Genomic DNA, 18,352 nt, shown 5'->3' with positions numbered 1-18,352 from the left:
CGCATCAATAAGCCGGGTCTTGGCGTGTGTGCGCCACCCAGATCAGCGCCTGGGTGTCCACGCCCAGGGCGCGGGCGCGCGCCACGATGGCCTCGCGCTGCGCGGCGGGCAGTTGCGGCTCGCGCGCCAGGATCCAGGCGTAGCCAGTGTCCGGGCCGACGACCAGCGCCCAGCGGTAGTCGGCATCGAGCGCGGCGACGTGGTAGCCGCCGTAGAACGGCCCGAAGAACGACACCTTGAGCGAGCCGGTGGTGGGTGCGCCCGTGAACAGGGCGCGGCCCACGGCTTCACGCCACTGGCCGCTGGCACTGGCGTAGCCGCGGTTGACCACGCGCACGCTGCCGTCGGGCTGCACGCTGTAGTGGGCGGAGATGTCGCTCAGGCCACGCTCGAAGGGGTGATCCAGGCGCGCCAGCTCGTACCAGCGGCCCGCATAGCGCTGCACGTCGAACGGCGCCACCGGCACCACGCCGGGCGGCGGCTGGGTGCTGGCGCAGCCGGCCAGCAGCAACGCGGTGGCAGCCAGCAGCGCCGCCCAGGCCAGGCGCCACCCGAGCAGGACAAAACTGGGCAGCAGCGGGCGCAGCGGCGCCGTATGCTGGCGCGGCGCTGCCCATGCAGCGAGAGTGAGGGCAAGGCAGGGAGGCATGGGAGGGGCCTTTCGCTGCACCTTAAGGCGCTTGGTTGGAGGAAAACAAGTCAATGATCGTGGCGCCACTGCGCCACCAGCGGCTGCAATCCCGACAGGTGTGCCAGAGCACTCACACCGGGCAGGGACGTCTGGTACAGCGCGCTGCACGCACCGCCGACCCACAAAGCGGTGGTAGGCGACAACTGTGTACGCAGCGTGCGCAGGCTGGCCAGCACCGCGCTGGCCTTGTGAACGTTGCTGAAACTCAGCGCCACCACATCCGCCTGGTGGGCCAGCGCCGCTTGGACGATGTCGCTCAGCGGGGTCTGTGTGCCCAGGGATACACACGTGCAGCCCTCCAGCGCCAGCAGCGCCTCGACCATCAACAGCCCCAGGCTGTGCTGCTCTTGCGGCACGGTGGTCAGCAGTACCTTGGGGCCTTGGGCTGCTGGCAACGGCGCCAGCGAGGCGATGGCGTGGCGCAGCACGCCGGTCATGACCTCGGTGTAGAGGTGTTCCTCGTGGATATCAAAGCGTCCCTGCACCCAAGCCTCGCCCACTGCTGTGGACAGCGGCGCCACCAAATCGGTCACAAAACCGGCCAAGCCCAGGCGCACCTGGGCGTGGGTGAGAGCGTAGCGCAGCGCTTGCGGGTCGTGCTTGCCAATGATCTGCAGCCACTCTTCGAGCAAGCTGGTGTCAGCAGGATCCTTTCTTTTTGTCATGGACAAACTTGGTGCGGCAGACGCGCTGCGCTGTGCCAGCAGTTGCTGCAGTGCTGCGGGCTCGAGCCCTACCACCTTGCCCGGACGCAAGCCGGCATCGAGCAACCGGCTGATTAGCTTGAGCTGCTGCACCTGCCCGACCGGGTAGAGCCGGTCACCACCAGTATCGCGCACAGGCACGGGAAAGCCGTAGCGTCGCTCCCAGACGCGTAGCGTGTCCTTGGCCAGGCCGGTCTCGCGCTCGACGGCGGAAATAGACAGCCCTGCGGTTTCGGACGGAGCTTGAGGGGATGGGTGAGTGGGGCTGGGACTCATGGTTGTGTGCAACGCATATGAAAATTGTCTAAGACAAAACTTTTTTGTCTAGTACATTTACCGGCAGCCATTGTGCAACGCCCTGTTGTCCACTGCCCGCAACCATCACCCGATCGACCCCCTATGAAAGTTGCCATCATCGGCTCTGGCATCTCCGGCCTAGCTGCCGCGCATCGGCTGCGCGGGCAGGCCCGCGTCACTCTGCTGGAGGCCGGCAGTTATTTCGGCGGGCACACGCACACGGTCGATGTGTGTCTGCCCGACGCCCGCAATCAGTTCGTGACGCATGGAGTGGATACCGGCTTTTTGGTCTTCAACGAGCGCACCTACCCGGGGCTGATCGCCCTGCTGGCCGAGCTGGGCATTCCCACGGCGCACTCCGACATGTCGTTTTCGGTGCGCGTGCCAGGTGCCGGTGTGCTGGGCGCGGCGGCGCTGGAGTGGAGTGGCTCCAGTTTGGCCACTGTGTTTGCCCAGCGGCGCAATTTGCTGCGCCCGCGCTTTGCCGGCATGTTGGCCGCGCTGCTGCGCTTTAACCGTCTATGCACGGCTTTGGCCGAGACGGGCCAGGAGCAGGCGCTGGCGCAGCCGCTGGGCGACTTTTTGCAGCAGCACCGCTTCAGCGCAGCGTTTCGCGACTGGTATTTGCTGCCCATGCTGGGCTGTATCTGGAGCTGCCCTACGGATCAGATGCTGCGCTTTCCCATCGCCACGCTGGTGCGCTTTTGCCACAACCACGGCCTGATCCAGGTGCACGATCGGCCCCGTTGGCACACGGTGGCAGGCGGCGCGCGTCAATATGTCCAAGCCATCGTGTCCGGCCTGGACGCGCGGCTGAACACGCCGGTGCGTTGCATTGAGCGCAGCGCTGCGGGCGTGCTGGTGCGCACCGATCATGGCGCCGAGTATTTCAATGCGGTGGTGCTGGCTGTGCACAGCGACCAAGCGCTGCGCCTGTTGGCCCAGCCCAGCGCTGCCGAGCAGCAGCTCCTGGGTGCCATCCGCTACCAGCCCAACCGCGCCGTGCTGCACATTGACAGCCGTGTCATGCCACAGCGCCGCGCCGCCTGGGCCGCCTGGAATTACGAGCGCGCCGCCGATGACGCTCGCGAGTCGGCGCGCGTGTGCCTGCACTACTGGCTCAACCGTCTGCAGCCGCTGCCGTTCGCGCACCCGGTGCTGGTTTCGCTCAACCCGGTCAGCCCCATCGATCCAGCCTGCGTGCTGGGCGAGTACGACTACGAGCACCCGGTGTTCGATCTGGCGGCCCTGGCCGCGCAGCGCCAGTTGCACCAGCTCCAAGGTGTGCAGCACACCTGGTATGCCGGTGCCTGGATGGGCTATGGTTTTCACGAAGATGGCCTGCAATCGGGCTGGCGCGCCGCCGACGCGCTGCTGGCGCAGCACCAGCACCGGGAGGCGGCGTGAGCGCCAAGCCCGTCGATGCCTGCGCATTGGTGCCGTACATCGGCTTCGGCCATGTCTGGCACACCCGGCTGCGCCCGCGCCGACATCGCTTCATCGTGCCGACGTTCTTTTTGCTGCTGCCCATGCGCACATTGCGCGTGCGCCCTGAGGCAGCCGGGGTGCTGGCACTCAACCGCCCAGGGGCGCTGGCGTTTCGCGATGCCGACCACGGCAGCGGCGCGGGTATGGCACAGGGCGGTGCATTGGCTTGGCTGGAGGAGTTGCTGCACAGCGCTGGCATTGACGACGCACTCGGCGAAGTCTGGCTGCAGTGCTATCCGCGCGTGCTGGGCTACAGCTTCAAGCCGGTGAGCTTTTGGTATTGCCACCGCGCCGACGGCAGCCTGCGCGCCATCGTTGCCGAGGTGAACAACACGTTTGGCGAGCGTCACGCCTACTTGTTGGATGCGCCGCGCTACGGTCAAGAGCTGCGCGCCGACAAGACTTTTCACGTCTCGCCGTTTTGCACCGTACAGGGCAGCTACCGCTTTGAATTCCAGCGCGGCGGCCCGCACGGTCTGCGCTCGGCGCGCGTACGCATCGACTACCACGACGCCAGCGGGCCGGTGTTGCTCACTGGTCTGTCCGGGCGGCTGCAGCCCCTGACCGCAGCCAGTCGGCGCCATGCGCTGTGGCGTTATCCGCTGCTGAGCTTTGGCGTGATGGCCCGCATCCTTTGGCACGCCTTGCTGCTGTGGGGCAAGCAGGTGCCGTTTCACGCCAAGGCGCAGCCGCCGCTGCTGCCTATCACCCGTTCGCTCCCACCGGATCGTCCATCATGAACATCGCTAGTTCCACGTCTTTGGGCCTGTCCTTGCCCTCTAATTTGCCGCGCCCTGTGCGCCAGGCGCTGCGCCTGCTGCAGCGCTTGCACTGCGGCACGCTGCACCTGGAGTTGCCCGACGGCAGCGCACTGCAGTTCGGCCAAGGCACGGCGCCGCACGCCAGTGTGCGTCTGCATGACTGGCGCGCCCTGAGCGCAGTGCTGCGTTCGGGCGACATCGGCTTGGCCGAGGCCTACATCGCGCAGCACTGGAGCACGCCACACCTGGCCGATCTGCTGCGGCTGCTGCTGATCAACCGCAAGGCGCTGCAGTCGCTGGTCTACGGCACCTGGTGGGGGCGGTGGGCCTACCGGCTGCGCCACCTGCTGCAGCACAACTCGCGCAGCGGCAGCCGGCGCAACATCCATGCCCACTATGACCTGGGCAACGACTTCTACAGGCTCTGGCTCGATCCGAGCATGAACTACTCGTCAGCGTGGTTCCAGGGCGATCTGTCGGGCGATTTGGTGGTCGCGCAACGCGCCAAGATGCGCCGTGCGCTGTACAGCGCTGGTGTGCAGCCCCACCACCGGGTGTTGGATATTGGCTGTGGCTGGGGTGCGCTGGCCGAGATGGCGGCAAGCGAGTTCCAGGCCCATGTCACGGGCGTGACGCTGTCGAGCGAGCAACTGGCCTATGGCCGCGAGCGCCTGCAGTGCGCCGGCCTGCAGCAGCGCGCCGAGCTGCGGCTGCAGGACTACCGCGATATCCAGGACGCGCCGTTCGACGCCATTTGCTCGATCGAAATGCTCGAGGCCGTCGGTCAGGGCTACTGGCCGCAGTACTTTGCCACGCTGGCGCGGCTACTCAAGCCGGGCGGGCGCGCCTGTGTGCAAAGCATCGTGATTGACGATGCGCTGTTCGAGCGCTACGTACGCGGCACGGACTTCATCCAGCAGTACATCTTCCCGGGCGGCTGCCTGCCCAGCCCGCAGCACTTTCGCGCCCAGGCGCAGCAGGCCGGCCTGCGTGTGCTGGCGGAGTTTGCCTTCGGCACCGACTACGCCGAGACCCTGCGCCGTTGGCACCGGCAGTTCACCGCACAGCGTGCCCAGGTGCAGGCCCAGGGTTTCGGCCCTGCCTTCCAGCGCACCTGGGAGTTCTACCTGAGCTATTGCGAAGCCGCCTTCGACGTCGGAAACACCAGCGTAGTGCAGTACACGCTGGTCAAGGACTGAGCCGGTGCGAGTGTGCCCGAGCTGCCGACTGCCCGCCCCACTGCCCACCTCTTTGTCCATCCCCCTAGCCTTTCAAAGAGACCTCCATGCCGTTTTCTCGCTTCTCTGTCGCAGCCCGCTTGTACGCGGGATTTGCCCTGATCCTGGGCCTGCTCGTGGCACTCACGGCGATCGCTCTGGTCAAGGTGGATCGCATCAATCAGGCGCTGCGCGCCAACAACGACATCCATGTGCAGGTGCAGCGCTACGCCATCAACTTCCGGGGTTCGGCGCACGACCGCTCGATCGCCGTGCGCGATGTGGTGCTCAGCCCCACGCCTGCCGAGCGCGACCAGGAAATCGCCACCATCGCCGCGCTGGCCGACTTCTACGCCCAGTCGGCGGCGCCGCTGGAAAAGCTCGTCACCCGCGCCGGCGCTGCGCCCGAGCTGGGGCGGCTGTATGCCGATATCCGCAGCGCCGAGGCCAAGGCCGTGGCCAGCACGCAGGCCATCGTGGCCCAGGTGCAGGCCGGTGACGGGGCTGCGGCGCAGAACCTGTGGACGCAGGCCAAGCCGCAATACGTGCAATGGTTGGCGGCGATCAACCAGCTCATCGACTTCAAGGAAGCGCGCATTCAGGCAGTCAATCAGCACGCCATGGACGAGGCAGGCAGCTTTCTGGGCGTGATGTTCTCGGCACTGCTGCTGGCTTTGCTGCTGAGCGTGGCTGTAGCCTGGAGCGTGGCGCGCAGCATCGTGCGCCAACTCGGCGCCGAGCCTGCGGCCCTAGCCGAGGTAGCGCGCGATGTGGCGCAGGGTGACCTGCAGCCGGTGGTGGCTGCCGCGCAGGCCCAGCCGGGCAGCGTCCTCGCCTCGTTGGGAGTCATGCAAAGCAGCCTGGCCATGGTGGTGGACAAGGTGCGCCAGGCCAGCCAGGCCGTCTCCCGGGGAGCCCAGGAGATCGCAGATGGCAACTCCGGCCTGCTACAACGCACCGAGGAGCAGGCAGCCGACGTGCGGCAGGCGGCAGCGTCCATGGATCAGATGACTGCCTCGGTCAAGAACAACGCCGACTCGGCCCGCCAGGCGACACAACTGGCGGCCTCGGCCAGCGCCGCCGCGCACAAGGGCGGCACAGTGGTGGCCCAGGTCGTCCGCACTATGGACGAGATCACCGCCAGCAGCCACAAGATGGTGACCATCATTGGCGTGATCGACTCCATCGCCTTCCAAACTAACATCCTGGCGCTCAACGCGGCTGTGGAAGCCGCGCGCGCCGGCGAGCAGGGCCGGGGCTTTGCCGTGGTGGCCAGCGAAGTGCGTGCGTTGGCACAGCGCAGCGCCGAGGCCGCCCGGGAGATCAAGGACTTGATCAACGCCAGCATGACCAAGGTCGAGCAGGGCGCACACCTGGTGGGCGACGCCGGCACCACCATGACCGACATCGTGGCCCAGGTGCAGCGCGTGGCGGTGCTGATGACCCACATCAGCACCGCCACGGCCGAGCAGACCGAAGGCATTGCCCAGGTGGGCGCCGCCGTGGCCCACCTGGATCACGCCACGCAGCACAACGCAGCCCTGGTCGAGCAAAGCGCCACTGCCGCGCACACCCTCAGGCAACAAGCGGCAGAGCTGGCCGAAGCAGTGAGCGTGTTCCGCCTGGCGCCCGCAGCCCAGGTGGGCGGCGCGCTCTTGGGCGCCGTAGCGCAGGGCCTGGCACTGCCAGCGCACGCCGCAGGCGCTGCCCTGCCGCGCCTGAGTATGGCCCTCAATTGACTACTAAAGTAATAGCTGATGGCGCTTGTCTGTCATGGCCTGAAGTCGTTTTTTATCGGTGAAAAGCTGCGCTGGCGCAGTAGGTGCTGCCTGCCCGATGTGCAGCCCGGCGAGCGGCTCACCGGCCTGTACCAACCAGGCCAAGGTATGCGTCTGTGGCACGGCCCCGGCTGGTTGCGCGCTGTGCGCCGTACGCGCTCAAGTTAATCGCCGCCGCGCTGCTGCAGTGGCTGCTGATCGCCCCGGCAACCCGATCTTCAGGAGTGACCCCATGACCCCTCGCCGCCACGCCCTCTTTGCTCTGCTGGCAGGCTCGGCCACGCTGGCCGGCTGCGCCAGCGCGCAGGTGAGCGACTATGCTCAGCAGCGCCCACTGCTCGAGCTCGATCGCTACTTCAACGGCCGGGTGCGCGCCCACGGCATTTTTCAAAAGCGCGGCGGCGAGGTGGTGCGCCGCTTCACCGTGCTCTTGGATTGCCGCTGGGACGGTGGCCAGGGCGTACTGGACGAGGCTTTCCACTACGCCGACGGCAGCACCGAGCGTCGCGTCTGGCGCCTGACCAAGCATCCGGATGGCCGCTACAGCGGCCGCGCCGACGATGTCGTGGGCGAGGCGCAAGGCCAGACGGCAGGCAACGCCTTTCGCTGGAACTACACGCTGCGCCTGCCGCTGGATGGCCGTCAGTACGAGGTGCAGTTCGATGACTGGATGTTTCTGATCGACGAGCGGGTGCTGCTCAATCGCGCCCGCATGAGCAAGTTTGGCATCACGCTGGGCGAGGTCTTGCTGTCTTTCACCAAGGAGTGAGGCCATGGCGCTCAACCCTCCCATCACCGATTGGCAAGGCCGGCGCGTGTGGCTGATCGGCGCCTCCAGCGGCATCGGGCGCGCCGTGGCGGCACTCTTGCACGCGCGTGGCGCCCGGGTGTGTGTGTCGGCGCGCCAGCAGCCGCGGCTCGACGCCTTCGTGCACGAGCACCCGGGCAGCCAGGCGATCAGGCTCGATGTCACCGATGCGCGCTCGGTCGTCTACGCGGCGCAGCAACTGCTGGCCGATGGCCCGCTCGATCTGGTGTGCTACTGCGCCGGCCACTACCGCCCGATGACGACGCAGACGCTAGACCTGCCCGAGTTGCTGCAGCACCAGCGTGTGAACGTTACCGGCGTGCTGCAGGTGCTCAGGGCGGTGTTGCCGGGACTGCTGCAGGCGGCGCACGCCGGGCGCTCGCCGCACCTGAGCCTGGTGGCCAGCGTAGCGGGCTGGCGCGGGCTGCCGCAGAGCCTGGCCTACGGGCCGACCAAGGCAGCGCTGATCAATCTGGCGGAAAACCTGTTTCTGGACTTGCGCCCTCAGGGGGTGGGCGTGAGTTTGGTCAATCCAGGCTTTGTCGATACACCGCTGACAGCGCGCAACCCGTTTCCGATGCCAGCGCTGCTCACGCCCGAGGAAGCTGCGCGTGCCATCGTGCGCGGTTGGGAGCGTGGCCGCTTCGAGCTGCACTTTCCACGGCGCTTCACGGGTGTGCTCAAACTCGTGCGCTGCCTGCCGTATCGTTGGTATTTTTTTCTGGTGCATCGCATTACCGGACTTTGATCATGCAAGACGCCACTTCTGCCAAACGCGCCGCCGGCGCCCGGTCAGCCCAAGCCCACGATGCCACAGAAGCCGCCACGCGGCGGCTGATTGAGGTCTACGAGCACCTCAGCGCTGATGGCCTGTCACAGTTGCAGCGCTGCTATGCGCCCGACGCACATTTTCGCGATCCGTTCAACGACGTGCGCGGCTTGCCCGCCATCACGCGCGTCTTTGTCCACATGTTCGAAACGCTGGAGCAGCCGCGTTTTGTCGTCACCGGGCACCTCGCGCAGGCCGGCCAGGCTTTTTTGTACTGGGAGTTCCACTTTCGCCTGCGCCGCTGGCGCACGCATGTCGCGCAGTGCATCCAGGGCGCAACGCTGGTGCGCTTTGACGAGCAGGGCCGAGTGTGCTGGCATCGCGACTACTGGGACGCAGCGCAGGGTCTGTACGAGCAGTTTCCCGTACTGGGTGGACTGATGCGCTGGTTGCGCCGAAGTGCCTCGGCCCACGCGCAGCCGCACGCCTCCATGACGGCCAACGGCTGAGAGTGCCGCGTTGGCGCCGCGCCCCATCCTCGGGTGCGCTGGTCTAGGCATAGCAGCACGCCCGATCAGGCCTTTGCAGGCCGGGCCTGTACAGCAGCGCCGCTACCATAGCTGTCTTTGCCCCGGACTTCGACACACCGCCACCATGCGCCCCAACTCCCAGGACTACAGTCAGCCCATGACCGCAGCATCCGCCAACGGCCCTGCCGCCACCCCGCAGGCCATCACCGTACACGAGCATTCGCGCGTGCTGGAGGTGGCGTTTTCCGACGGGGCGACCTTTCGCATCCCGTTCGAGCTGATGCGCGTGTACTCGCCCTCGGCGCAGGTGCAGGGCCATGGCCCGGGCCAGGAGGTGTTGCAGACGGGCAAGTGTGAGGTGACGCTGGTAGCCCTGGAGCCGGTAGGCCACTACGCGCTGCGCCCGGTGTTTTCCGATGGGCACGACAGCGGCCTGTTCACCTGGGCCTATCTGTATGAGCTGGGGCGCGACCAGGACGCACTGATGCGCCAGTACGAGCACCGCCTGGCCGAGGCCGGCCTGGAGCGCGATGCACCCATGCCGGTGCGCGCCAGCGGCGAGGGCTGCTCCAGTCATTGACGCCGGCGCGCCGGCATCGCTTGCATTGCCGGCGCCCGGGCGCACATGGGTTGCCCGTGACGGCCCATGCGCTTTGGCCGATTCGCCACACATGTCCCATGCCGGCGCGGGGTTGCCCCTGTACGCGCCGGCGATCACTCTTCTAGCATCTGCGCCATGAGCACCACGCACTTCGGATTCCAGTCGGTTGACGAGCACGACAAGGCGCGCCGCGTGCGCGGCGTGTTCGACTCGGTCGCGCCCAAGTACGACCTGATGAACGACCTGATGTCCGCCGGACTGCACCGCGCCTGGAAGGCCTACACCGTCATGGTGGCCAACCTGCGCGAGGGCGACCGGGTGCTGGACATCGCTGGCGGCACGGGCGATCTGGCGCTGGCCTTTGTGAAAAAAGTCGGCGCCAGCGGCCAGGTCGTGCATACCGACATCAACGAAGCCATGCTGCGCACCGGGCGCGATCGCCTGATCAACGCCGGCGTGGTGCTGCCCACGGCGGTGTGCGATGCCGAGCAACTGCCGTTCCCGGACAACCACTTCGACCTGGTCAGCGTGGCCTTCGGCCTGCGCAACATGACGCACAAGGACGCGGCGCTGGCCGAGATGTGCCGTGTGCTCAAGCCCCGGGGCCGGCTGCTGGTGCTGGAGTTTTCCAAGGTGGCCAAGCCCCTTTCCGGGGTCTATGACTGGTATTCCTTCAAGGTGCTGCCGCGCCTGGGTTCCCTGGTGGCGGGCGATGCCGCCAGCTACCAGTACCTGGCCGAATCCATCCGTATGCACCCGGGCCAGGAGGAGCTCAAAGCCCTCATGAAGCAAACTGGCTTCGGACATGTGGACTATCACAACCTGACGGGCGGCGTGGTCGCCCTGCATGTTGGAATCAAGTGCTGAAGTCGAACGTACATCGAACGCACGACCAATCCATTCATTTTCGGGAGATGACATGAACAGCAAGCTGTGGTCTGTGGCGCTGGTGGCCGTGCTGGCCCTGGCGCACGTGGACGCCGATGCGCGCCGCCTGGGCGGCGGCAAATCCATGGGACGCCAGTCCAGCAACGTCACGCAGCGCGAGGCCACGCCGCCGCGCGCTCCGGGCGCGCCGGCGCAAAACGCCGCGCCCGCCAACGCCGCACAGCCGGCCAACGCCGCTGGCGCCGCTGGCGCTGCCGCCGCTGCACCCAAGAAGCCCTGGGGCGCCATGCTGGGCGGCCTGGCCGCCGGCCTGGGCCTGGCCTGGCTGGCCAACTCGCTGGGCATGGGCGCAGGCTTCGCCCAGTTCCTGATGTTCGCCCTGCTGGCCCTGGTGGCCGTGGCCGTGTTCCGCATGGTCATGCGCTCGCGCCGCCCGGCCGCCGCTGCCGGCAGCGCCGCGCCCTTTGCCTTCCAGGGCGCCGGCGCCGGCACCGGCACGCCGCCGGCGGACGTGCAGATGCCGCGCCAGTACAACCCCGAGAAGATCGGCAACGACGCCTCGGCCCGCCCGTGGGAGCGCGCTGCCACGGCCTTCCAGGGGGCGGGTGGTGCGGCTGCGGGCGGCTCCATGATCGGCTCGGCCCTGGCCGGCTCGCAGAACTGGGGCGTGCCGGAAGGCTTCGACACCGAAGGCTTCTTGCAGGCCGCCAAGCGCAACTTCACCACGCTGCAGGCGGCCTGGGACGCCTCGGACATCGCCACGCTGCGCTCCATGATGACCGACGCCATGCTGCAGGAAATCCGCACCCAGCTGGCCGAGCGCGAGCAGCACCGCAGCGACGCCCAGCCCAACCAGACCGATGTGGTCATGCTGGAGGCGCAGCTGCTGGGCATCGAAGACCTGGGCGACGGCTACATGGCCAGCGTCGAGTTCTCCGGCATGATCCGCGAGGAGCCTTCCGCCGGCCCCAGCCCGTTCCGCGAGGTCTGGAACATGACCAAGCCCAAGAGCGGCACCAGCGGCTGGCTGGTCGCCGGGGTGCAGGCGCTGCAATAAGCCAGGTGCAGTTGCGCGTGCGGCGCTGGCGGGCAAAAAGCCGACAGTGCCGCCGCCACTTCGGGGAATAATCGGGGACTATGCCAATGCAGTCCCCTTTTTCGTTTCTGGACGGTCTCATGGAGCGCGTCGTCTCCGGCGCACAGCCGCCCGCCTGGCTGGTGCATGAGGTGCAGCACCGCCTCGTGCTGCTGCTCAATCATGTGCTGATGCAGGAGCAGGGCGCCATGGAGCGCCTGGCGCGCCAGTCCGGGCGCACGGCGCACGTGCAGTGGCGCAACTTCTTTCTGACGCTGGCCGTCACGCCGGCCGGCCTGCTCGACCTGGCCCCCGAGGGCGCCGCGCCCGACCTGCGCCTGGAGGTGGCCGAGACCTCGCCCTTGAGCCTGGCGCGTGGCGCCCTGGCTGGCGAGCGCCCGCCGATCCGCATCGAGGGCGACGTGCAGCTGGCCGCCGATATCAACTGGGTCGTGGACAACGTGCGCTGGGATCTGGAGGAAGACCTGGCGCGCGTGATCGGCGATGCGCCGGCACGCACCCTGGCTGCCGGGGCCGAGCGCGCGGCTGCGGCCCTGCGCCGCTTCGTGGGTGCGCGTGGCGCACCCGGCGCGGCGGATCGCTCGCCGCCATGAGGCGCTTTGTCCGGGGCCTGGCCATCCTGCGGGTGGTGCTGCGCCATGGCCTCGATGAGGTGGTGCTGTCCAGTTTCAGCCATCCGTGGCTGCACCGCCTGACCCGGCTGATCACCCTGGGCCGGCGCCTGGAGGCGCCGCGCGGCGTGCGCCTGCGCCTGGCGCTGGAGAGCCTGGGGCCGATCTTCGTCAAGTTCGGCCAGGTCCTGTCCACGCGGCGCGACCTGATGCCGCCTGACATTGCCGACGAGCTGGCGCTGCTGCAGGATCGCGTGCCGCCGTTCGACCCGGCCATCGCTGTGGCCACCATCGAGCGCGCCTTTCGCCGGCCCATCGGCGAGGTCTTCGTCTCCTTCGACCGCACGCCAGTGGCCAGCGCCTCCATCGCCCAGGTTCACTTTGCCGTCATCCGCGACCGCGATGGCGCCGAGCGCGAAGTCGCCGTCAAGGTGCTGCGCCCGGGCATGTTGCCGGTCATCGACAAGGATCTGGAGCTGATGGGCATGATGGCCGGCTGGGTCGAGCGCCTGTCCGCCGACGGCAAGCGCCTCAAGCCTCGCCAGGTCGTGGCCGAGTTCGACAACTACCTGCACGACGAACTCGATCTGATCCGCGAGGCCGCCAATGCCGCGCAGCTGCGGCGCAACATGGCCGGCCTGGATCTGGTGCTGATCCCTGAAGTGTTCTGGGATTTCTGCCATCCCGAGGTGCTGGTCATGGAGCGCATGAAGGGCGTGCCCATCAGCCAGGTGCAGCGGCTGCGCGATGCCGGGGTGGACATCCCGAAACTCGCGCGCGACGGCGTGACGATTTTCTTCACCCAGGTCTTTCGCGACGGCTTCTTCCACGCCGACATGCACCCGGGCAACATCCAGGTCAGCCTGGAGCCGGCCACCTTCGGACGCTACATCTCGCTGGATTTCGGCATCGTCGGCACGCTGACCGAGTACGACAAGGAATACCTGGCGCAGAACTTCACGGCCTTCTTCCGGCGCGACTACAAGCGCGTGGCCGAGCTGCACATCGAGAGCGGCTGGGTGCCGCCGACCACGCGCGTCAACGACCTGGAGTCGGCGATTCGCGCCGTGTGCGAGCCGTACTTCGACCGGCCCCTGAAGGAAATATCCCTGGGCATGGTGCTGCTGCGCCTGTTCCAGACCTCGCGGCGCTTCCAGGTCGAGATCCAGCCGCAGCTGGTGCTGCTGCAAAAAACGCTGCTCAACATCGAGGGCCTGGGCCGCCAGCTCGACCCGGAGCTGGACTTGTGGAGCACGGCCAAGCCCTTCCTGGAAAAGTGGATGCTTGACCAGCTCGGCCCCAAGCGCCTGTGGCGCGAGCTGCAGCTGGAGGCGCCGCGCTACGCCAAGCTGATCCCCGAGCTGCCGCGCCTGCTGCATGAATACCTGGGCGAGCGCCCCGAACGCGCACGCGAGCAGCAGCTGCTGGCCCTGCTGGCCGAGCAGCGGCGCACCAACCGGATGCTGCAGGGCCTGATCTATGGCGCCCTGGGCTTCGTGCTGGGACTGCTGTTCATGCAGCTGTACCTGCGCGTGCAGGTCTTCTGAGCCTGCTGCGCACGCTTCTTTTTTTCTCTCTCCCTTCCCTCTTCTCAACCCTTCCTCTTTACCTCGGGAGTTGCGCCGTGTTGCTCTTCATGGTGATCGCCTACCTGTTTGTCACCATCGGCATCGGCCTGTGGGCCGCCAGACGTGTGCAGAACACGGCCGACTTCGCCATTGCCGGCAGGCATCTGCCCATGTACATGATCATCACCACCACGTTTGCCACGTGGTTCGGCTCGGAGATCGTGCTGGGCGTGCCGGCCAAATTCATCAAGGGCGGGCTGAACGCCGTGGTCGAAGACCCGTTCGGCGCCGGCATGTGCCTGATCCTGGTCGGCGCTTTTTTCGCTGCCAAGCTGTACCGCATGTCGCTCTTGACCATTTCGGACTACTACCGCGAACGCTACGGGCGCACCATCGAGATCGTCTGCTCGCTGATCATCATGCTCAGCTACCTGGGCTGGGTGTCGGCGCAGGTCACGGCGCTGGGCCTGGTGTTCAACCTGCTGTCGGGCGGGCTGATCAGCATCCCCTGGGGCATGGCCATAGGCGTGGCGTCCATCCTGGTCTATACCCTGTGGGGCGGCATGTGGTCGGTGGCGGTGACCGATTTCATCCAGATGATCATCCTGGTGGTGGGCCTGCTGGTGCTGTCGTTCTTCGCCGCCGACATGGCGGGCGGGGCGGGCAAGGTCATCGACCTGGTGACCAGCCGCGACATGCTGCGCTTCTGGCCCGAGCCGACCTGGCATGAGATGGTGTTCTTCTTCGGCGCCGCCATCACCATGATGCTGGGCTCGATCCCGCAGCAGGACGTGTTCCAGCGCGTCATGTCGGCCAAGACGGAAAAGGCCGCCACGCACGGCACCATCATCGGCGGCAGCGCCTACATCCTGTTTGCCTTCGTGCCCATGTTCCTGGTGGCCAGCGCGCTGATCATCATGCCCGAGCAGACCGCCACGTTGCTCGACGATGATCCGCAGAAGGTGCTGCCCACGCTGGTCATGGAGCGTATGCCGGTGGCCATGCAGGTGCTGTTCTTCGGCGCGCTGCTGTCGGCCATCAAGTCCTGCGCCTCGGCCACGCTGCTGGCGCCCGCCGTCACTTTCACCGAGAACATCTGGCGCCAGTTCCGCCCGCGCTACATCAGCGACGACGAGAACCTGCGCATCATGCGCATCAGCGTCTTCCTGTTCGCCATTGCCGTGCTGGTGTATTCCATCAAGATGGAAGGCACGCCGATCTTCGAGCTGGTCTCGGGCGCCTACCAGGTGCCGCTGGTCGGCGCCTTCGTGCCACTGGTGTGCGGCCTGTACTGGAAGCGCGCCAACACGCAGGGCGCCATGTGCGCCGTACTGCTGGGCATAGGCACCTGGGTGCTGTTCATGACGGTGCCGGCGCTGGGCGATGCCTTCCCGCAGCAGCTCGCCGGCGTGCTGGCAGCGCTCGCAGGCATGGTGGCCGGTTCGCTGGCGCCGCAGTGGGTGAGCAACACCCGCCTGCCGGCCCAGCCGGTGGCCGGCCTGGACTGAAACCGGGGCTGCGGCGCCGGCAGGCAAAACCCGCCCCTGCCTATAATTGCCGGCTTTGCCTGATCTGCCTGCGTTTTTTTGCAATGCCTATTTACGCCTATCAATGCGCCTCTTGCGGCCATGCCCAGGATGTGCTGCAAAAAATGTCCGATGCGCCCCTGACGGTCTGCCCGGCCTGTGGCGCGGCCAGCTTCGTCAAGCAGCTCACGGCGGCGGGCTTCCAGCTCAAGGGCACGGGCTGGTACGCCACCGACTTCAGCGGCAAGAAGCCCGCCAGCGCTCCTGCAGCAGCTGCCGCCGCCCCTGTTGCTCCTGAAAAAGTAGCTGCCAGCGCAGGCCCAGCAACGGTTTCAAGCACTTCTGATACCTGATTGATGCAAAAGAGCACCCCCATGGCGGCGCTGCGCAAGTGGCTGTTCACCGGTCTGCTGGTCATCGTGCCCGGCGTGATCACGGCCTGGGTGCTGGTGTGGATCGTCGGCACGCTCGATGTCACGCTGGCCATCCTGCCCGAGGCCTGGCAGCCCGATCGCCTGCTGGGCGTGCATATTCCCGGCTTCGGCGCGCTGCTGACGCTGTCCATCCTACTGGCGGTGGGCGCGCTGGCCAGCAACTTCGCCGGGCGCAAGCTGGTCGAGTGGGGCGATGCGCTGGTCAGCCGCATCCCGGTGGTGCGCTCCATCTATTCGAGCGTCAAGCAGGTCTCGGACACGCTGTTTTCCGAAAGCGGCAACGCCTTTCGCACCGCCGTGCTGGTGCAGTGGCCGCGCGAGGGCGTGTGGACGGTGGCCTTCATCACCGGCAACCCCAGCGGCGAGGTGGCGGCCTACCTGCGCGATGAATACGTCAGCGTCTATGTCCCGACCACGCCCAACCCTACCGGCGGCTACTTCGTGCTGATGCGACGAAGCGATTGCGTGGAGCTGGACATGAGTGTCGATGCCGCCCTCAAATACATCATTTCCATGGGCGTCGTCGCGCCGCCCGATCCGCTGGCGGTCGAGGCCGGGCGCGCGGCCATGTCCTGACGACGCCAGCCGCGCGTGTTGCCTGCGCACCACCCTGCCCACCCGCCATATCCCCTTGATTCCACTGTCGCGCGCCCTTGACGGGCGCAGGAAGAAACCTCACCCATGTCCATGCGCTCCCACTATTGCGGTCTCGTGACCGAAGCCCTGCTGGGCCAAACCGTCACCCTGTGCGGCTGGGTCAACCGCCGCCGCGACCATGGCGGCGTGATCTTCATCGACCTGCGCGACCGCGAAGGCTACGTGCAGGTGGTGTGCGACCCGGATCGCCCCGAGATGTTCAAGGTGGCCGAGGATGTCCGGGGCGAGTTCTGCGTGCAGGTCAAGGGCCTGGTGCGCGCCCGCCCCGAGGGCACGACCAACGACAAGCTCAGGAGCGGCCAGATCGAGGTGCTGTGCCACGAGCTCGTCGTCCTCAACCCGTCGGTCACGCCGCCCTTCCAGATGGACGACGACAACCTGTCGGAGACCACGCGACTGACGCACCGCGTCATGGATCTGCGCCGCCCGGCCATGCAGCGCAACATGCTGCTGCGCTACAAGACGGCCATCCAGGTGCGCAACTTCCTGGACAGGGAAGGCTTCATCGACATCGAGACGCCCATGCTGGGCAAGAGCACGCCCGAGGGCGCGCGCGACTATCTGGTGCCCAGCCGCGTCCACGACGGCCAGTTCTTCGCCCTGCCGCAGTCGCCCCAGCTGTACAAGCAGATGCTGATGGTGGCCGGCTACGACCGCTACTACCAGATCACCAAGTGCTTCCGCGACGAGGACTTGCGCGCCGACCGCCAGCCCGAGTTCACGCAGATCGACTGCGAGACCTCGTTCCTGTCCGAGCAGGAGATCAGGGACATCTTCCAGCGCATGATCAAGGACGTGTTCCAGCAGCAGCTGGGCGTCGATCTGGGCGACTTCCCCGTGATGCCCTATGCCGAGGCCATGGCCCGCTTCGGCTCCGACAAGCCCGACCTGCGCGTCAAGCTCGAATTCACCGAGTTGACCGAAGTGATGAAGGACGTGGACTTCAAGGTCTTCTCGGGCGCGGCCAACATGAAGGGCGGGCGCGTGGTGGCCTTGCGCGTGCCTGGCGGCGCAGCCATCAGCCGGGGCGAGATCGACGGCTACACCGAGTTCGTGAAGATCTACGGCGCCAAGGGCCTGGCCTGGATCAAGGTCAATGAGGCCGCCAAGGGCCGCGACGGCCTGCAGTCGCCCATCGTCAAGAACATCCACGACGCCGCCATCGCGGAAATCCTCCAGCGCACCGGCGCGCAGGATGGCGACCTGCTGTTCTTTGGCGCCGACAAGGCCAAGATCGTGAACGACGCCATCGGCGCGCTGCGCCTGAAAGTAGGCCACAGCGAATTCGCCAGGGCCGCTGGCCTGTTCGAGGAGCGCTGGGCGCCGCTGTGGGTGGTGGACTTCCCCATGTTCGAGCACGACGAGGAGGAAAACCGCTGGGTGGCTGTGCATCACCCCTTCACTGCACCGAAGGACGGCCACGAGGATCTGATGGACACCGACCCCGGCGCCTGCATCGCCAAGGCGTATGACATGGTGCTCAACGGCTGGGAGCTGGGCGGCGGCTCGGTGCGTATCCACCGCGCCGACGTGCAGGCCAAGGTCTTTGCCGCGCTCAACATCAGCCCCGAAGACCAGCGCGCCAAGTTCGGCTACCTGCTCGATGCGCTGCAGTATGGCGCGCCCCCGCACGGCGGCCTGGCCTTCGGCCTGGATCGCCTGATCACGCTGATGACCGGGGCCGAATCCATCCGCGACGTGATCGCCTTCCCCAAGACCCAGCGCGCCCAGGATCTGCTGACGCAGGCGCCGTCGCCAGTGGATGAGAAGCAGTTGCGCGAGCTGCACATCCGGCTGCGCAACCCGGTGGCCGTGCAGCCAGGCCAGTAAGGCGCGCCGCGCCGGCGGCAACCGCCAGACCAGCCGGGCCGCCCATCGCCAGAAAGCGCCAGGACGCGTGAGCATCCTGGCGTTTTTCGTCTGGACGG

18 protein-coding genes are annotated in these 18,352 nt (G+C 67.0%); 16 read left to right on the top strand and 2 right to left on the bottom strand.

What is annotated here, in order from left to right:
* Positions 1-4: 4 nt before the first annotated feature.
* Both IDM45_RS09840 and IDM45_RS09835 read right to left on the bottom strand, forming a co-directional pair.
* Complete coding sequence (locus IDM45_RS09840) at positions 5-649, bottom strand: lipocalin family protein (protein ID WP_209422684.1); 645 nt, start codon at positions 647-649, stop codon at positions 5-7.
* Positions 650-699: 50 nt separating this feature from the next.
* A complete protein-coding gene (locus IDM45_RS09835; protein WP_209422683.1) occupies positions 700-1,671 on the bottom strand; it encodes a MerR family transcriptional regulator in 972 nt (323 codons plus the stop codon).
* Between the two features lie 123 nt (positions 1,672-1,794).
* Here IDM45_RS09835 and IDM45_RS09830 point away from each other — a divergent pair, with 123 nt between their 5' ends.
* From IDM45_RS09830 to aspS, 16 genes are all read left to right on the top strand, one after another.
* Positions 1,795-3,099, top strand: a complete 1,305-nt coding sequence (locus IDM45_RS09830; RefSeq protein WP_209422682.1) for an NAD(P)/FAD-dependent oxidoreductase — start codon at positions 1,795-1,797, stop codon at positions 3,097-3,099.
* On the top strand, positions 3,096-3,920 hold the full coding sequence (locus tag IDM45_RS09825; RefSeq protein WP_209422681.1) for a DUF1365 domain-containing protein: 825 nt from the start codon (positions 3,096-3,098) through the stop codon (positions 3,918-3,920). The genes IDM45_RS09830 and IDM45_RS09825 overlap by 4 nt, the downstream gene beginning before the upstream one ends.
* A complete protein-coding gene (locus IDM45_RS09820; protein ID WP_209422680.1) occupies positions 3,917-5,140 on the top strand; it encodes an SAM-dependent methyltransferase in 1,224 nt (407 codons plus the stop codon). Before IDM45_RS09825 ends, IDM45_RS09820 begins: the two co-directional genes overlap by 4 nt.
* Positions 5,141-5,226: 86 nt before the next feature.
* Entirely contained in the window at positions 5,227-6,897 is a 1,671-nt protein-coding gene (locus IDM45_RS09815; RefSeq protein WP_209422679.1) for a methyl-accepting chemotaxis protein, read from the top strand.
* A 271-nt stretch (positions 6,898-7,168) separates the two neighbouring features.
* Positions 7,169-7,705, top strand: coding sequence for a DUF3833 domain-containing protein (locus tag IDM45_RS09810; protein WP_209422678.1), 537 nt, complete (start codon positions 7,169-7,171; stop codon positions 7,703-7,705).
* A 4-nt stretch (positions 7,706-7,709) separates the two neighbouring features.
* A complete protein-coding gene (locus IDM45_RS09805; protein WP_209422677.1) occupies positions 7,710-8,492 on the top strand; it encodes an SDR family NAD(P)-dependent oxidoreductase in 783 nt (260 codons plus the stop codon).
* A gap of 2 nt (positions 8,493-8,494) precedes the next feature.
* Positions 8,495-9,022, top strand: coding sequence for a nuclear transport factor 2 family protein (locus tag IDM45_RS09800; protein ID WP_209422676.1), 528 nt, complete (start codon positions 8,495-8,497; stop codon positions 9,020-9,022).
* Between the two features lie 145 nt (positions 9,023-9,167).
* Positions 9,168-9,623, top strand: coding sequence for a gamma-butyrobetaine hydroxylase family protein (locus tag IDM45_RS09795; protein WP_408631668.1), 456 nt, complete (start codon positions 9,168-9,170; stop codon positions 9,621-9,623).
* A gap of 156 nt (positions 9,624-9,779) precedes the next feature.
* Positions 9,780-10,511, top strand: coding sequence for a bifunctional demethylmenaquinone methyltransferase/2-methoxy-6-polyprenyl-1,4-benzoquinol methylase UbiE (gene ubiE, locus IDM45_RS09790; protein WP_209422675.1), 732 nt, complete (start codon positions 9,780-9,782; stop codon positions 10,509-10,511).
* 52 nt (positions 10,512-10,563) lie between these two features.
* On the top strand, positions 10,564-11,589 hold the full coding sequence (locus IDM45_RS09785; RefSeq protein WP_232654073.1) for a Tim44 domain-containing protein: 1,026 nt from the start codon (positions 10,564-10,566) through the stop codon (positions 11,587-11,589).
* 80 nt (positions 11,590-11,669) lie between these two features.
* A complete protein-coding gene (locus tag IDM45_RS09780; RefSeq protein ID WP_209422673.1) occupies positions 11,670-12,221 on the top strand; it encodes a hypothetical protein in 552 nt (183 codons plus the stop codon).
* On the top strand, positions 12,218-13,786 hold the full coding sequence (ubiB, locus tag IDM45_RS09775; protein ID WP_209422672.1) for a ubiquinone biosynthesis regulatory protein kinase UbiB: 1,569 nt from the start codon (positions 12,218-12,220) through the stop codon (positions 13,784-13,786). Before IDM45_RS09780 ends, ubiB begins: the two co-directional genes overlap by 4 nt.
* Positions 13,787-13,863: 77 nt before the next feature.
* Positions 13,864-15,315, top strand: a complete 1,452-nt coding sequence (locus IDM45_RS09770; RefSeq protein ID WP_209422671.1) for a high affinity choline transporter 1 — start codon at positions 13,864-13,866, stop codon at positions 15,313-15,315.
* 83 nt (positions 15,316-15,398) lie between these two features.
* Positions 15,399-15,686: an FmdB family zinc ribbon protein gene (locus IDM45_RS09765; protein WP_209422670.1), complete on the top strand. Its 288-nt coding sequence runs from the start codon at positions 15,399-15,401 to the stop codon at positions 15,684-15,686.
* A gap of 21 nt (positions 15,687-15,707) precedes the next feature.
* A complete protein-coding gene (locus IDM45_RS09760) occupies positions 15,708-16,343 on the top strand; it encodes a DUF502 domain-containing protein (protein ID WP_209424069.1) in 636 nt (211 codons plus the stop codon).
* Positions 16,344-16,448: 105 nt separating this feature from the next.
* Entirely contained in the window at positions 16,449-18,254 is a 1,806-nt protein-coding gene (aspS, locus tag IDM45_RS09755; protein WP_209422669.1) for an aspartate--tRNA ligase, read from the top strand.
* Positions 18,255-18,352 lie beyond the last annotated feature (98 nt).

Origin of the sequence: Melaminivora jejuensis (assembly GCF_017811175.1) — a bacterium.
GTDB classification, from domain to species: Bacteria; Pseudomonadota; Gammaproteobacteria; order Burkholderiales; family Burkholderiaceae_C; genus Melaminivora; species Melaminivora jejuensis.
The sequence above is the reverse complement of the archived record's forward strand: the minus strand, read 5'-3'. Positions and strand labels throughout refer to the sequence as shown.

Bases quoted from the DNA above. Each gene is read 5' to 3' on its own strand.
- IDM45_RS09805 (WP_209422677.1), top strand. From the start codon at position 7,710: ATGGCGCTCAACCCTCCCATCACCGATTGGCAAGGCCGGCGCGTGTGG.
- IDM45_RS09830 (WP_209422682.1), top strand. From the start codon at position 1,795: ATGAAAGTTGCCATCATCGGCTCTGGCATCTCCGGCCTAGCTGCCGCG.
- IDM45_RS09760 (WP_209424069.1), top strand. From the start codon at position 15,708: ATGGCGGCGCTGCGCAAGTGGCTGTTCACCGGTCTGCTGGTCATCGTG.
- IDM45_RS09765 (WP_209422670.1), top strand. From the start codon at position 15,399: ATGCCTATTTACGCCTATCAATGCGCCTCTTGCGGCCATGCCCAGGAT.
- IDM45_RS09800 (WP_209422676.1), top strand. From the start codon at position 8,495: ATGCAAGACGCCACTTCTGCCAAACGCGCCGCCGGCGCCCGGTCAGCC.
- IDM45_RS09780 (WP_209422673.1), top strand. From the start codon at position 11,670: ATGCCAATGCAGTCCCCTTTTTCGTTTCTGGACGGTCTCATGGAGCGC.
- IDM45_RS09785 (WP_232654073.1), top strand. From the start codon at position 10,564: ATGAACAGCAAGCTGTGGTCTGTGGCGCTGGTGGCCGTGCTGGCCCTG.
- aspS (WP_209422669.1), top strand. From the start codon at position 16,449: ATGTCCATGCGCTCCCACTATTGCGGTCTCGTGACCGAAGCCCTGCTG.
- ubiB (WP_209422672.1), top strand. From the start codon at position 12,218: ATGAGGCGCTTTGTCCGGGGCCTGGCCATCCTGCGGGTGGTGCTGCGC.
- IDM45_RS09810 (WP_209422678.1), top strand. From the start codon at position 7,169: ATGACCCCTCGCCGCCACGCCCTCTTTGCTCTGCTGGCAGGCTCGGCC.
- ubiE (WP_209422675.1), top strand. From the start codon at position 9,780: ATGAGCACCACGCACTTCGGATTCCAGTCGGTTGACGAGCACGACAAG.
- IDM45_RS09795 (WP_408631668.1), top strand. From the start codon at position 9,168: ATGCGCCCCAACTCCCAGGACTACAGTCAGCCCATGACCGCAGCATCC.
- IDM45_RS09820 (WP_209422680.1), top strand. From the start codon at position 3,917: ATGAACATCGCTAGTTCCACGTCTTTGGGCCTGTCCTTGCCCTCTAAT.
- IDM45_RS09815 (WP_209422679.1), top strand. From the start codon at position 5,227: ATGCCGTTTTCTCGCTTCTCTGTCGCAGCCCGCTTGTACGCGGGATTT.
- IDM45_RS09835 (WP_209422683.1), bottom strand. From the start codon at position 1,671: ATGAGTCCCAGCCCCACTCACCCATCCCCTCAAGCTCCGTCCGAAACC.
- IDM45_RS09840 (WP_209422684.1), bottom strand. From the start codon at position 649: ATGCCTCCCTGCCTTGCCCTCACTCTCGCTGCATGGGCAGCGCCGCGC.